At 40.4% G+C, this 15699-nt stretch carries 12 protein-coding genes and 1 pseudogene; 12 read left to right on the top strand and 1 reads right to left on the bottom strand.

Going from position 1 to position 15699, the window contains the following annotated elements; translation table 11 throughout:
* Window positions 1-77 precede the first annotated feature (77 nt).
* Window positions 78-2234: a M3 family metallopeptidase gene (locus tag K348_RS0109535; RefSeq protein WP_029904744.1), complete on the bottom strand. Its 2157-nt coding sequence runs from the start codon at window positions 2232-2234 to the stop codon at window positions 78-80.
* Window positions 2235-2389: 155 nt separating this feature from the next.
* Between K348_RS0109535 and K348_RS0109540 the strand changes: the two genes are divergently transcribed.
* The 12 genes and pseudogenes from K348_RS0109540 to K348_RS0109590 all read left to right on the top strand — a co-directional run bounded on the left by K348_RS0109540 (window position 2390) and on the right by K348_RS0109590 (window position 15635).
* Complete coding sequence (locus K348_RS0109540; protein WP_051697751.1) at window positions 2390-2797, top strand: hypothetical protein; 408 nt, start codon at window positions 2390-2392, stop codon at window positions 2795-2797.
* Window positions 2798-2804: 7 nt separating this feature from the next.
* Window positions 2805-3251, top strand: coding sequence for a YhcH/YjgK/YiaL family protein (locus K348_RS0109545; RefSeq protein ID WP_029904746.1), 447 nt, complete (start codon window positions 2805-2807; stop codon window positions 3249-3251).
* 77 nt (window positions 3252-3328) lie between these two features.
* A complete protein-coding gene (locus K348_RS0109550) occupies window positions 3329-5335 on the top strand; it encodes an alpha amylase C-terminal domain-containing protein (RefSeq protein WP_029904747.1) in 2007 nt (668 codons plus the stop codon).
* Window positions 5336-5515: 180 nt separating this feature from the next.
* Window positions 5516-6490, top strand: a complete 975-nt coding sequence (locus tag K348_RS0109555) for a type I phosphomannose isomerase catalytic subunit (protein ID WP_029904748.1) — start codon at window positions 5516-5518, stop codon at window positions 6488-6490.
* An 80-nt stretch (window positions 6491-6570) separates the two neighbouring features.
* Complete coding sequence (gene hemH / locus K348_RS0109560; protein WP_029904749.1) at window positions 6571-7530, top strand: ferrochelatase; 960 nt, start codon at window positions 6571-6573, stop codon at window positions 7528-7530.
* Window positions 7531-7545: 15 nt separating this feature from the next.
* Window positions 7546-8703, top strand: a complete 1158-nt coding sequence (locus K348_RS0109565) for a glycosyltransferase (protein ID WP_231496767.1) — start codon at window positions 7546-7548, stop codon at window positions 8701-8703.
* 178 nt (window positions 8704-8881) lie between these two features.
* Window positions 8882-9646 carry a ParA family protein gene (locus tag K348_RS0109570; protein ID WP_029904751.1) on the top strand — a complete coding sequence of 255 codons (765 nt, stop codon included), beginning with the start codon at window positions 8882-8884 and terminating at the stop codon, window positions 9644-9646.
* Between the two features lie 35 nt (window positions 9647-9681).
* Entirely contained in the window at window positions 9682-10590 is a 909-nt protein-coding gene (locus K348_RS0109575; RefSeq protein WP_029904752.1) for a ParB/RepB/Spo0J family partition protein, read from the top strand.
* 27 nt (window positions 10591-10617) lie between these two features.
* Entirely contained in the window at window positions 10618-11301 is a 684-nt protein-coding gene (locus K348_RS0109580; protein WP_029904753.1) for a DUF5683 domain-containing protein, read from the top strand.
* Window positions 11302-11361: 60 nt separating this feature from the next.
* A pseudogene (locus K348_RS18405) lies at window positions 11362-12615 on the top strand (transglycosylase SLT domain-containing protein); the annotation flags it as partial.
* 78 nt (window positions 12616-12693) lie between these two features.
* Window positions 12694-13281: a LysM peptidoglycan-binding domain-containing protein gene (locus K348_RS19560; protein ID WP_369793891.1), complete on the top strand. Its 588-nt coding sequence runs from the start codon at window positions 12694-12696 to the stop codon at window positions 13279-13281.
* Between the two features lie 101 nt (window positions 13282-13382).
* Window positions 13383-15635 (top strand): bifunctional (p)ppGpp synthetase/guanosine-3',5'-bis(diphosphate) 3'-pyrophosphohydrolase, encoded by a 2253-nt coding sequence (locus tag K348_RS0109590; RefSeq protein ID WP_029904755.1) that lies wholly within the window; start codon window positions 13383-13385, stop codon window positions 15633-15635.
* Window positions 15636-15699: the final 64 nt, after the last annotated feature.

The following is a 15699-nucleotide window of genomic DNA, read 5'->3' on the forward strand; positions in this document are numbered from 1 at the left end:
CCAGTCAACAGTTATCAGTTAACAATGTGTCTATCTGCACACTAAAAAACTCATAACTTATAATTTATAACCTATAACTATTTTACAAACCCTCTGTTCTTTAACAGGTAAACCGGATTCGGTTCTGCTCCTCTGAAATTCTTATACAATGTCATCGGTTCATCAGTTCCTCCTCTAGAAAGTACGTTTTCACGGAATGATTTTGCCGTTGCCTGATCAAAGATATTCCCTTTCTCAACAAAAGCCTGATAAGCATCGGCATCGAGAACCTCCGACCATAGATAGCTGTAATATCCGGCAGAATATCCACTGCTGCTTCCGAAGATATGGTTAAAATACGTGCTTCTATATCTTGGGATGATTTCTGATATAAGACCGATTTCGTTCATTGCATCCTGTTCGAATTTGCGGACATCCAATTCTTTCACTCCTTCCTGATTACGCGGGTTGAAATTCGGAGTAGCTGTTATCGTATGCCATTTCATATCCAGAATAGCAGCAGCAACAAGTTCGGTTGTCATAAAGCCCTGATTGAATTTAGATGAGTTCTCTATCTTTTGTATCAACTCATTAGGAATGACCTTTCCGGTTTCGTAATGCTTAGCGTACATTTTCAATACTTCCGGCTCGAATGCCCAATGCTCCATTACCTGTGAAGGCAATTCTACAAAGTCGCGCGCAACCGCAGTTCCCGATAGACCGTTGTAAGTACATTTCGACAATAAGCCATGCAGACCATGACCGAATTCGTGGAACATTGTCTGTACCTGATCTAAAGTCAACAATGCAGGTTTTCCGTCAGTCGGAGGATTATAGTTACCTACATTATAAATAATGGGATGCACAAAGTTTCCTTTATATATTTCCTGCTTGCGGAAACTGCTCATCCATGCACCCGGGCGCTTTCCTTCACGGGCAAAATCGTCGAAGTAAATAACACCGATAAGTGAACCGTCGGCATCGCTTACTTCATACGCTTTCACATCTTTCTGGTAAACGGGCACATCGGTAATCTGCTTAAATGAGATTCCATAAAGTTTATTTGCTACGGCAAATACTCCCTGACGCACATTATCGGCTTGGAAATAAGGTTTGATTTCATCCTCATTCAGTGCATATTTCTGTTTACGGAGCTTTTCGGCATAGTACCACCAGTCCCACGATTCCAGTTTGATGTCCTGTCCCTCTTTCTTTGCTAACGCCTGTAATTCGGCTGATTCTTTCTTTGCCTGAGGCAGAGCGTATTTCCACAGATCGTTAAGCAGTTTCATTACATTGTCAGGAGTCTTGGCCATCCTTTCATCCAGAACAAAATCGGCATGTGTATTGAAGCCCAGAATATTTGCCTTTTCAAGCCTCAATGCTACCATCTGCTTTATGATATCTTTGTTGTCGTTTTCGTTATCATTATCGCCACGTGAATACATGGCCTTATATAGTTTTTCTCTCAGCGAACGATTATCAGCATATTGCAGGAATGGTTCCCAGCTAGGCTTACTCAAAGTGAATACCCATTTGTCGTCCATGCCTTTATTCTTAGCCGTTTTAGCTGCAGCAGCGATGATATCTTCCGGTAATCCGGATAAATCTTCTTTCTTATCGATAACAAGTTGGTATCCGTCGGTTTCTTTCAATAGGTTCTGAGCAAAAGAAAGCCCTAAAAGGCCAAGCTCTTTATTTATCTCGCGCAGACGCATCTGTTTCGATCCGTCGAGAAGAATACCCGAACGCACAAAACCCTTGTAATACTTATCCAGCAACATTTTCTGCTCCGTGTTTAGCTTTGCTACTTTAGCGGTATCGTCATGAACGGTTTTAATCCGCTTGAAAAGATCTTCATTGAGATTTATATTGTCGCCATGTTCTGTCAATCTCGGCGAAATCTCTTTTTCGATAGCGCGCATCGTAGAGTCGGAACAGGTTCCCGATACAGCCGAAAATACGGAGGAAACACGGCTGAGCATCTTGCCTGTTTCGTCTAATGCCACAACTGTATTTTCGAAAGTAGCAGCTTGCGGATTGTTTATTATAGAATCGATTTCAGCTGACTGTCGCTTCATACCTTCTTCGAAAGCAGGAAGATAATGCTCTACCTTTATTTTATCGAAAGGAGGAACCCCGTTCGGCGTCTGAAATTCCGAGAAGAAAGGATTGTCCGTAGTATCCTTGGTACCCGTTGTATTGCAAGAATATGCCATAATTATAAAACTAAAAATAAATAGAAACTTCTTCATACAGTAGTGTTTAGTGAATGATCTGATTTTCGACAAAATTAGGTAAAATTTGCTTCAGGCTAAAACTATTTGCTGATATGAATAAGAAAAACGACAGGATTGGCCAAAAATCCGATTAATTTTCTTAAACTTGTAGTGATTAATATACAGAATGCATGGGGAATTTATCAAAAAGAAAGATAGTATATATTCTTATTATGTCGGTCATGGTTTTGGTACTTACCAATTGCTCTGACAGTCTGAACAGTCAATTGAAAACAATCGTCAAAGAGATCAATAAACAATGCCCGAAACAATTGGACGAGTATACCCGTGTAGATAGCTGCGCTGTAGTGGGAGAAAAAAGTATAAGATACTATCAAACTGTAAATAAAGACCTGATAGTAACGGATACGACCCTTTTCAAATCGAATTTAGAACCGGGTATCATCAGCCTTGTAAAGACAAGTCCCGATATGCGTTTCTTCAAAGAGAAGGAAGTTACAGTACAATACCGGTTTGGGGATGAATCCGGTAAATATCTGTTCCTTATCAGCGTAACGCCGGATAAGTACAAAAACTAAAGATGTTATGATAATCGACAATTTAAAAAATGCAGAAGCATACTATAATCTGCATCCTTTATTTAAAGAGGCATTCGAATATTTAAAATCCGGCGATTTCATAAAAGCGGAAAACGGCAAAATTGAGTTTAAAGGCGAAGACCTCTTCGCAATAATCAGCGACAGTGATATGAAAGCTTCTACAGATGCCAAAATCGAAGTCCATAATAAATATATAGATATACAAATTCCTGTCAGCAAACCTGAGACTTACGGCTGGAAAAGCCGTACTGAATTAAATGAAGAAAAGGATGTATTCGATAATTATAAGGATATCCAATTCTTCGAAGATAAAGCAACGACAGAAATAACCGCTATACCCGGTAATTTCGTCATATTTTTCCCGCAGGACGGGCACGCCCCTTGCATCGGAGAAGGGAAAATAAGGAAAGTAGTCGTAAAAATAAGGTATTGACCGCTTTCCGTTCATAATGTTTCCTTTGTGGAAACTAATAACCATAACCCAGAATTTAAACTCATAATATACCGCTTATGCTTAAACTGATAAAGAACGATCAATGGTTAAAACCATATACCGACGCGATAGAAGGACGCTATAAGTATGTGTTGAAAAAGGAAGCCGAAATCACTGATAACGGTAAACGTTCCCTGAGCGATTTTGCATCGGGGCATCTTTATTTCGGCCTGCACAAAAAGGCGCGCATGTGGGTTTTCAGAGAGTGGGCTCCAAATGCGACAGCAATATATATGGTGGGCGATTTCAACAACTGGCAGAAGCAAGATGAGTACAAACTCAACAAAAAAGATAATGGGGAATGGGAGTTAAAACTTCCTTTGAATAAAATAAAACATGGCGATTTATTCAAACTCAGAGTCTGTTGGGACGGGGGCGAAGCTGAACGCATTCCGGCGTGGGCAACCCGTGTCGTACAGGACGAACAAACCAAAATATTCAGTGCGCAGGTATGGAGTCCGGAGAAACCCTACGAATTCAAAAAGAAAACATTCAAGCCTAAAACAGACCCGCTTCTGATTTACGAATGCCATATAGGTATGGCTGCCGAAGCTGAAAAAGTAGGCACATACGAAGAGTTCAGACTGAATATCTTGCCACGTATAAAAAACGACGGATATAATACAATCCAGATAATGGCCATTCAGGAGCATCCTTATTATGGCTCTTTCGGCTATCATGTTTCCAGCTTCTTTGCTGCGTCATCACGTTTCGGTACCCCGGACGAGTTAAAGCAACTGATAGATGATGCTCACGGTATGGGTATAGCGGTAATTATGGATATAGTCCATTCGCACGCAGTAAAAAACGAAGTGGAAGGCCTCGGACGGTTCGACGGTTCATATTCGCAATACTTCCATGAAGGGGCAAGACGCGAACATCCGGCTTGGGATTCGCTCAACTTTAACTATGGAAAAGACGAAGTTGTACATTTCCTATTATCGAATTGCAGGTATTGGTTAGAAGAATATAAATTTGACGGTTTCCGTTTCGACGGAGTGACCTCTATGCTTTATTACAGCCACGGACTGGGCGATAATTTTACCGGATATCAGGATTATTTTAACGGTAATGAGGATGAAGATGCAATCAGCTATCTGACCCTTGCCAACAAACTGATCCATGAAGTAAACCCGAAAGCAATAACCATTGCCGAAGAAGTGAGCGGGATGCCGGGACTGGCAGCGAAAATAAAAGATGGCGGCTACGGCTTTGATTACCGCATGGCAATGAATATACCGGATTACTGGATTAAGATAATCAAAGAAAGAAAAGACGAAGAATGGCATCCGACAAGCATTTTCTGGGAGCTGACTAACAGGCGCGCCGACGAAAAGACAATATCGTATGCCGAAAGCCATGATCAGGCTTTGGTAGGTGACAAGACTATTATATTCCGCCTTATAGATGCAGATATGTACTGGTATATGTCGAAACATTATGGAAGTTCTTATCTGACAGACAGGGGAATTGCCTTGCATAAGATGATACGCCTTGTTACGTCGTCTACTATTAACGGAGGATACCTCAACTTTATGGGAAATGAATTCGGACATCCCGAATGGATCGATTTTCCACGCGAGGGTAACGGCTGGTCGTATAAATATGCGCGCAGGCAGTGGTGGCTGGCAGATAACCACGACCTGAAATATCATTATTTAGGAGATTTTGACAAGGCAATGCTTTCTCTTATTTCTTCGGTAAAACATTTCGAGCAAACTAAAATTGTCAAACTGTGGGATAAGGATGAAGATCAAGTATTGGCTTATCAGCGGGATAATCTGATATTCGTCTTTAACTTCAATCCTCATAAGTCCTTCAACGATTACGGATTCCTTGCCCCCGAAGGTAAATATCAGGTTGTATTAGACAGCGATTCCAAAACTTTTGGAGGTAACGGGCTGATCGACGATACGGTAGAACACTTTACCATATATGACGGCCTTTACCATAAAGACGGAAAAGGGTGGCTGAAGCTGTATATTCCGGCCCGCACATCTTTTGTGTTAAAGAAAATGGATTAAAAAATAATATAAAGGGGAACGGACCGGAACATTTAGCTTTCAGTCCGTTTTTCTGCTTTAAAGCTTCTTTATCTAAACAATTAAGATATATACCGTGTTTGAGAACTGAGAAGTATTTAAATCAACAAAGTTTGATTACTTTTGCAAATGAATTTTTAACCAAACAGTAATTATAATAAAATGAAATTATATCCATTAAAATTTAAGACTATCCTCAAGTCGATAATCTGGGGAGGAGATGAGATATGTAAATTTAAAGGAATAACTCCCGGACAGGACGGTATCGGCGAAAGCTGGGAAATATCCAGCGTAGAGGGCAATGTTTCAGAAGTAGCCAACGGAGAACTTGCCGGCAAAAGTCTTACTGAAATCATCGACACATATAAAGAACAATTGGTAGGTAAAAAGAATTTCGAAACTTTCGGCACTACTTTTCCCTTACTAATCAAATTTATCGATGCACGCGATAATCTTTCCATTCAGGTTCATCCGGATGACGAACTGGCAAAGAAAAGACATAATTCGTTCGGAAAAACCGAAATGTGGTATGTTATAAATGCTGCTCCGGGCGCATTCCTGTACTCCGGATTTGAAAAACAGATGACGCCTGATTCGTATGTAAAAAGTATCGAGGACAATACTTTCGTAGATTCGCTGGCAAAGCATGATGTTAAAGCGGGTGACGTATTTTTTCTTCCTGCCGGACGTGTGCATGCTATCGGTGCGGGAACATTCATCGCCGAGATACAGCAAACTTCCAATATTACTTATCGCATCTATGACTACAATCGCAAGGATGCCAATGGTAACGGACGTGAACTGCATACCGAACTGGCAAAAGATGCAATAGATTTCAAATTATACAATAATTATCAGAATTCATATACACGTAAAGAAAACCAGCCAGTTGAACTCGAATCGTGCAAATATTTCACTACGAATCTTTTGGAGCTGACAAAAGATATAACAAGGGATTATAGCAGTATAGATTCTTTTGTAGCCTATATTTGCATGGGTGGTGCCTGTTCCGTTAGAGATGATAAAGGCAATGATTTATCTGTGAAACAAGGTGAAACTATTCTTATCCCTGCCGATACTAATAGTGTCACTATAAGTCCGGAAGGGAATGTCCTGCTACTGGAAACGTATGTATGATGTGAATTTAAAATAATATTTTACAGATACCACAAGTTTTCAGATAAAGAGAATCTGTGGTATCTGCATTTTATACAATTATGAAAGGGGTATTATTAGTAAATACAGGAAGTCCGAAAACATGCGCACGGACGGATGTAAAAGCATTCGTCAGTGAGATGCTTTCCGACCCGTATCTGATGACGGTTCCCGACTGGTTTCGCCCCATTCTTGTCAAAGGCATAATTGTTCCGTTTAGGCAGTTCAGTTCTACCGCGCACTATAAAATGATATGGCCACAGGGACAAAAAGATTCTCCCCTGCTTTATTATGCAAAATCACTGGCAGAGAAACTGGAAAAACTAACTAAAATGCCTGTCGAAGTAGCCATGAGATACGGGCAACCGGACGTACAACTCGCATTGGAAAAGTTAATGTCGAAAAATAACAGGCTGCATGAGGTTATTGTCTTTCCGTTGTTTCCCCAATATGCCGAATCCTCATATAAAACGGTGGTGGATGCCGTGGGCAACACCTTTTTCAAACGGGCTTATCCTTTCCGGCTTAAATTTATAGAGCCATATTACAAACATCCGGCATATATATCAGCGCTGGCAGAAAGTATAAAGCCTTATATTGCTGATAATTTCGATAAACTTATCTTTACGTTCCATAGCCTGCCACTTTCCCATGTGGACGCAGGGTGGAGGAAAGGAAAAGAATTCGATTATGTATACCAGACAAAAGAAACAGTGCGTCTGATAATAAAAGAACTGGAACTGGACGGAAAAAAGACCCGTCAGGTGTACCATTCGGCAATGGGTAGTAAATGGCTTGAGCCTGATCTGAACGATACAATAAAAGAACTCGCCGAGGAAGGTGCCAAGAAGTTATTGGTTATAGCGCCGGGCTTTGCTGCCGACAATCTGGAAACGCTTTATGATATAAATATAAAGGCAAAAGAATTGTTTATAAAACATGGAGGTTCGCAGCTGACATTTATACCATGCCTCAACGATAAAGATTATTGGGTGGAAAGTGTGGCTAAAATAATCTCCTGACAACAGGGTAATAATATGATGAAACGCATCCTGTTTTTTAATGATAGTCTTGAAATGGGCGGAACAGAAGTTCTGCTTGTGGATTTGCTGAATAATCTGTCAAAAGAAGCGCACATTACTCTTCTGTTGCCTGAAGCTTCAGAAAAAAATATACTTATAGATAAGATTTCGCCTGCCGTCTCCATTAAATATGTTTACACAAAGAAATCTTCGCATATTGTAAAAAAGATATGGGAGAACATTATGATTTTCTTCCCCCGCTTCTTCGCAAAACAAAAAGGCATTTCCGAATCTGATTATGATGAGATAGTATGCTTCAAAGAAACATTCTCGGCCCGTATATTCGCAAAAATGAGTATACCTAAGATACTGTGGATTCATAACATTCTATACAAACGAAAATACGAAGCTAATTCTTTCAGGGAGAAATTTTCCGTTTGGCTTAATAAAAAGCAACTGAAGCGGGTAGAGCAATCATACAATAACTTCGATAAAGTGATATGTGTTTCCGATGCAGCCAAAGAAGCGTATATATCTGTCTTACACAACCAAAAGACACCAAATCAGGGTATACAGGTACTCTATAATGCTATCGACCTGAGTAAGGTAAAAGAAAAAGCTAAAGAATCAATCATCGATATATCACATGATAAAATCAATTTCATTCTCATTACCCGTGTTTCGCCGGAGAAAAGAACTGATAGGCTTATCAATAGTATTATGCGCCTGAAAGAAGATGGCTACGATTTTCATACATATATAATAGGTGACGGCATGGATAATCAGGCAATGAAAGACGAACTGAACCAAAAAGGAATATCGGACATGATTACATTAAAAGGACGTATCGAAAACCCTTTTCCTTATATACTGCAATGTAACTGGTCTTTATGCGTATCCGAAAGGGAAAGCTTCTCATTAGTACTTTTAGAATCGATGGCTATCGGTACACCCGTGATAACAACCGATTGCGGCGGCCCCCGCAACATTGTCGATAACGGGAAATACGGTATTCTGGTCGAAAACAGCGCAGAAGGAGTATATAAGGGAATGAAATCGGTACTGGACGATCATAGCCTCTCTGTAAAGTACAGTTCAGAATTAAAAGAAGCTGTAGCACGCTTCGATTATCACAACTGGCTGAGAAATGTGAGGGAGATATTAGCAATTTGAGGCCGAAGTGTCGCTAATATCAGGATTTTTTCGTAAAATTGTACTCAAATACAGACTATTATTTATTAACAATCATATTGACTTTTCAACAAGAAAGGTATTGTTACACAAATTTAACATTCACATCCTGTTTTTTATTGTTTAATTTGTCATCGAAAAAAAACATAGGTAATTTTTTATGGGAAAAATAATCGCATTAGCCAACCAAAAAGGCGGCGTAGGAAAGACAACAACTACAATAAATCTGGCTGCATCATTAGCTGCACTCGAAAAGAAAGTTCTGGTAGTAGATGCCGATCCGCAAGCCAACGCTTCGTCTGGGCTGGGTGTCGACATAAAGAAAGTGGGGAAAACCATTTATGAATGTTTGATAGGTACCGCTTCCCCGAAAGAAGCAATCATACCGACCGAAATAGAACGACTCGATATAATTCCTTCTCACATCAATCTGGTAGGTGCAGAACTGGAAATGCTGAATGTTGAAGACAGAGAAAAACAGCTACGCAAAGTATTGGTACCGCTTAAGACTGAATACGACTATATACTGATCGACTGTTCCCCTTCTTTGGGACTGATAACCGTAAACGCACTCACAGCTGCTGATTCTATAATCATTCCCGTGCAATGCGAATATTTTGCACTAGAAGGTATCAGCAAATTACTGAATACAATAAAAATAATCAAAAATAAACTTAATCCGGCGCTAGAGATAGAAGGCTTCCTTCTCACTATGTATGACGCCCGCCTACGTCTGGCAAACCAGATATACGAAGAGGTGAAAAGCCATTTCCAGGAACTGGTTTTCACTACTGTCATACAGCGGAACGTAAAACTTAGCGAATCGCAAAGCTTTGCACAACCTGCACTTGTTTACGATGCTGCATCGAAAGGTTCTGTAAATCATATGCAATTAGCAAAAGAACTTATTGAGAAAAATTCTTAACTTTGCCGCTCTGATTAAATTCTTAATGCATTGCTATGGCTAAAAAAATGGTTTTAGGAAGAGGGTTAGACGCCCTTATCACCATTGATGAAGTAAAAACGGAAGGTTCATCTTCGATCAACGAAATAGAGTTATCAAAGATACAGGTCAATCCAGGACAGCCCCGTCATGTATTCGACGAGGAAGCCTTGCAGGAACTGGCTGCCTCTATCCGTCAGATCGGAGTTATCCAGCCTATAACATTGCGTAAAGTAGAGAATGACCAATATCAAATCATAGCAGGTGAACGCCGCTACCGTGCTTCGATGCTTGCCGGCATGAAGGCTATTCCTGCTTACATACGCACAGCCGAAGACGAAACGGTGATGGAAATGGCGCTGATCGAAAATATACAGCGTGAAGACCTCAACTCCATAGAAATCGCTTTGGCATATCAGAATCTTATAGAAACTTATGATCTTACCCAGGAACGTCTTAGTGAACGTGTAGGTAAGAAAAGGACTACCATAGCCAATTATCTGCGTCTTTTGAAATTGCCTGCCGAAATACAGATGGGCATCAGGGATAAAAAAATAGATATGGCGCATGCCCGTACTCTGATCACACTCGAAGATGTACCCACACAGCTTGAAGTCTACGAACTCATTATCGAAGAAGGCTTATCGGTAAGAAAAGTAGAGGAATACGTGAGGGCTATAGCTAAAGGTGAAAAACTGGAAGACTTATTAAAAGAAGAAAAAGTAATAGAAACCGTTAAAAGATCGGGAGTAAAGAAGGCTACACCCGAAGAATTTGAAATACTGAAAAATCATCTGTCGAAATTCTTTTCAGCTAAAGTACAATTAACATGTAATGAACAGGGAAAAGGGAAGATAAGTATTCCGTTCAAATCGGAAGAAGACCTGGAAAGAATAATAGCGATATTTGATCAGTTGAAAAAATAAAAGGAGGTATTTTCCGTAATAATATATATGAGCAGAGGTTTTTTAATTTGTTTTTGGTGCATCTTGGGAGGAATTCTCTCATTTTCATACGCACAAGAGCCTCTGACACAGGATTCGATACCTCAATGGGAAGACAAACGCACGCCCGTCGATACAGTGAAGCCTCTGTTCGATGTGAAAGATGTAGTATTGGCCGACTCGGTCATTTTGATAGACAAACCGGTTTTTAAGCCAGATTCGAAAAAAGCAGTAATCTATTCGGCTATATTTCCGGGATTAGGACAATTTTATAATCGTAAATATTGGAAATTACCTATCGTATACGGTGGAGCCTTAGGAATTACCTATGCGATAACATGGAACGGACGGGTATATAATGACTATAATCAGGCCTTCCGAGACTTGGTTACAGGATCGGGTACCAGTTATAACAATTATTTACCCAGCGGAATGACAGTTGACGATTACGGTAGAGACAGACTGCAGGATGCCCTGAGGAGAAAGAAAGACTTTTACCGCAGAAACAGAGATCTGGCTATTATTGCCGCTATAGGAGTATATGCTTTGTGTATGATAGATGCATATGTGGATGCACAATTATATGATTTTGACATGTCCCCGGACCTCTCTATGAGAGTAGCACCGGTCTTCTGGCCTCCTACATCCTATTCCAAAGCCTCTATCGGGCTTCAATGTAGTATAAATTTTTAATAAGGCTGTAAATCCGTTTTACACGGACTTCAATGCCCATACCATAAAAGGACACTTATGCTGAAGAAATTAATATTCACAGGGCTTTTCCTATCCTGCACATTTATCGTGTCGGGACAGTCCGGTCATAGGGAATTAGCGCCGCGTGATACAATTACAGACAAATCGATTGTATTTCCGGCTGATATGGAGCGCAACTATGACGAACTACTCACCAACTGGAGCAACAATGTAAAATATGCCGACGATTGCCGTTCGACTGACGACAGCGCAGTATCATTCAATGATTCGGTATACGTGAACAGACTATATTCACTGCCCACAAAAATGGAACTTGCATTCAACCCGGTAGTACGCGACTACATAGAAATGTATGCCGGACGCCGTCGAAATCAGGTCAGTTATATGCTGGGACAGGCTAAATATTATTTCCCGCTGTTCGAAGAGGCATTGGATAAAGAAGGATTACCATTGGAACTCAAATACCTGCCGATTATTGAATCAGCCCTTAACCCGATAGCCCGTTCAAGAGCAGGAGCTACCGGACTTTGGCAGTTCATGGCGCCTACGGGCAAAATGTACGATCTGGAAATAAACAGCCTTGTGGACGAACGCCGCGATCCGCACAAATCTACAGATGCCGCGGCCCGATATCTGAAAGACTTATACGCAATTTACGGAGACTGGAATCTCGTAATCGCTGCTTATAACTGCGGCCCCGGTAATGTAAATAAAGCGATACGCCGTAGCGGCGGGCAAACCGACTACTGGGCGATTTATCCTTACCTGCCGAGAGAAACAAGAGGATATGTTCCGGCATTTATTGCAGCGACATATATTATGAACTATTATAATGAGCATAATATATGCCCGGCAGAATGCAAGAATCCGGCTTCCATAGATTCTCTGATGATAGACAAAAATGTTCACTTCCAGCAAATAGCTGATAATCTGAATGTATCGGTAGATGATTTGCGTCAATATAACCCTCAGTTTAAAAGCGACATCATACCCGGCTCTTATAAGAACTATTCTCTAAATCTGCCTATCGATAAACTATCGTTGTTCCTCGACAAAAAAGACGATATATATACCTATAAAGCCGATCAATATCTTACTCATCGCAAAATAGCGGGAGTAGATGTCGTAGGAGGAAACAGGCCGGCAGGTAGCGCAGTCACTCACAGAGTGAGAAGAGGCGACACTTTAGCCCGTTTGGCAAGCCAGTACGGAGTAACATCCAGCCAAATCAAGCAATGGAATAATTTGTCATCCAATAAACTTTCTGTCGGACGCAGATTAAAAATATACAGGCCGGAAGAAAAATCAGATGAAGTTTTATTAGCCACAAACGACACAAATTCCGAAACTGATAAAGCTGTTTACTCGGGACTGACAAAAACCGTTTCTGTTCCTAAAACAACAACATCCTATTACAAAATACGAAAAGGGGACACATGGCCACGTATTGCTAAAAAAAATGGTGTAACAGTATCGGAACTGAAAGGCTGGAACAAAACAAATAAACTAATAGCAGGAAAAAGTCTCAAAATAGAGAAAATCGAATACGTAGAAGTACAGGAACCTATAAAACTGCCTGAACCTGAATTACCGATAGTGATAATAGACTCTACATATACAGCCGATCTGATAGACGGCTATCTGAAGAAAATAGTCAGGGATGAATCTACCTTGCCGCGTGTGAGAATATCCACAACCGATTCCGACTCGGACAGGAAAGACTCCGACGTCTCTAAAATTATCTATCATAAAGTAAAAATAGGGGAAACCATTACTCAAATCGCTGCCCGTTACAATGTCACAAAAAAAGACATCATTACATGGAACAAGCTTTCTTCTAATATGGCGAAAGTAGGGCAACGGCTTCTGATTTTACTCCCCGAACAGAATGCCTCTGACGGAACTAACGAGGGGGCACAGGCCTCTTCGGACAAGACATCGTTCACATCCAAAAGTTGAATGAACAACAACCGTTTTAATAGTTAAATCAATTTTATTATGTAGCATATTGCTCTTAATTAAAATTGATTTTACTATTTTTGTTACCTTACTCAAAACTTATGGCAAAAGAGGATACTCATACTCAGGATGATATTTTAATAGAGCAACAATTTAATGCTCTTATCGACGATTACCTGAAAACAAACCACAGGCGAAAAGTCGAGATAATAACAAAGGCTTTTCTTTTTGCAAAAGAGGCTCATAAAGGTGCGCGCAGGCGTTCGGGAGAACCCTATATTTTGCATCCTATTTCCGTTGCCCGCATTGTCTGCGGCGAAATCGGATTGGGTTCTACATCCATTTGCGCTGCTTTATTACATGATGTAGTCGAGGACACCGAGTATACGACAGATGACATAAAAATGCTGTTTGGGGATAAGATCGCCCAGATTGTAGACGGCCTGACAAAAATATCGAGTGGCATGTTTGGCGAGAATGTTTCAGCTCAAGCTGAAAATTTCCGCAAATTACTACTCACCATGTCGGATGACATACGTGTGATTCTCGTAAAAATTGCCGACAGGCTGCACAATATGCGAACATTAGGAGCGATGGCTCCGGCAAAGCAATATAAGATAGCGGGCGAAACAATGTATATTTATGCTCCCCTCGCCCACCGTCTTGGTCTTTTCGCTATTAAAACAGAGCTCGAAGAGTTGAGTTTCAGATGGGAAAACCCCGATGTATATAAAGAAATACAATACAAATTAGAATCGAGTTATAAACTCCGTTCGGATATATACCAGCATTTTGCAAAACCGGTGGTTGAAAAACTCGACGAATTAGATTTCAAATATGAAATAAGAGCCCGCGAAAAATCGGTTTATTCTATATGGAACAAGATGCAGGCAAAGGGAGTACCTTTTGAGGAAATATATGACATATTTGCCGTCCGCATAATCTTTGAAAACGAACCCGGTATAGATGAGAAAAAACGATGTTGGGATATTTATTCTGTTATAACGGATATCTACAAACTACGACCCGACAGAATCAGGGACTGGGTCAGCCGACCTAAGGCAAACGGATATCAGGCTCTGCACCTTACCGTAATGGGCCCCGACGGGCAATGGATAGAAATACAAATTCGTAGCCGTAGGATGGACGACATAGCTGAAAAAGGATTCGCCGCCCATTGGAAATACAAAGAAGGTAAGATAGAGGAAGACACAGAACTGGACAGATGGCTGAAAACAATTAAAGAAATATTGGAAAGCCCCAGCCCAAATGCTATGGATTTCCTCGATACAATAAAACTCAATCTCTATTCACAAGAAATATTCGTATTCACTCCGAAAGGAGAAATCCGCACATTGGCACAGGGAGCAACCGCTCTCGATTTTGCATACGATCTGCATTCCGATATCGGAGACCATTGCATCGGTGCAAAAGTCAATCACAAATTAGTTCCACTTAGCGAGAAACTCAACAGCGGGGATCAGGTCGAAGTCTTAACATCGAAATCCCAAACTCCGAAAGCTGAATGGCTAGGTTTAGTAACGACTGCCAAAGCGCGCACTAAAATAGAATACGCCCTGCGGAAACACAAAAAAGAAATAGCCAAACAAGGAGAAGATTTGTTATATAAGGCTGTAGAAGGCACCTCTGTCGAATTAACACCCGGCATTCTGGACAAGATAATGGATTATTATCAGAAACCAACCAAAGAAGAACTATTCTATGCTATTGGCAACCGCGATATATCTCTGCCTCAGAAGATTGAAAAATTACTCACTTTAAAGAAACAAAATTCCGATAGTGTTTTGCTGAAATATATGAAGCAAGCCTTTCATGCTGTGAAAAAATCGGATAAAGATAAGCTTGAGAAACCTGTTGAATATGAACAGATCGATCCTAAAAAAACTTACTTATTAGAAGAAGATTCTTTCAATAAAAATTTCAGGATACTATCATGTTGCAATCCTATACCGGGAGATAAGGTCTTCGGTTATCTTACCGATGACAACGAAGTGGATGTACATATAATCAATTGCCCTGTCGGTTTAAAATTAAAAGCCAGTCATGGCGACAAGATTGTCAATCTGGAATGGGGAAGTTATACACAGTTTCCGTTTGTGTCTACTATTATGGTTACAGGAATTGATCGTCTGGGAATGCTGAATGATATAACCAAAGTGATTACGGCAGGCTCTTTGAATATCAAAGGAATGACTATAGAATCGAATGACGGAGTTTTCGACGGTAAAATCATTGTCTATGTTCACGATGTTAATGACTTACAAACCCTTTGTGCGCGTATTGCCAAAATCAAAGGGGTGAAAGCTGTCAACAGAACACAAACAGGAACGTAATAATATCACTATAAAGTATAGTATTTATAAACAAATAAGTTATTTACATACAAAATTTGGTATA

The sequence above is a fragment of the Prevotella sp. 10(H) genome (assembly GCF_000711235.1).
Taxonomy (GTDB): Bacteria; Bacteroidota; Bacteroidia; order Bacteroidales; family Dysgonomonadaceae; genus Dysgonomonas.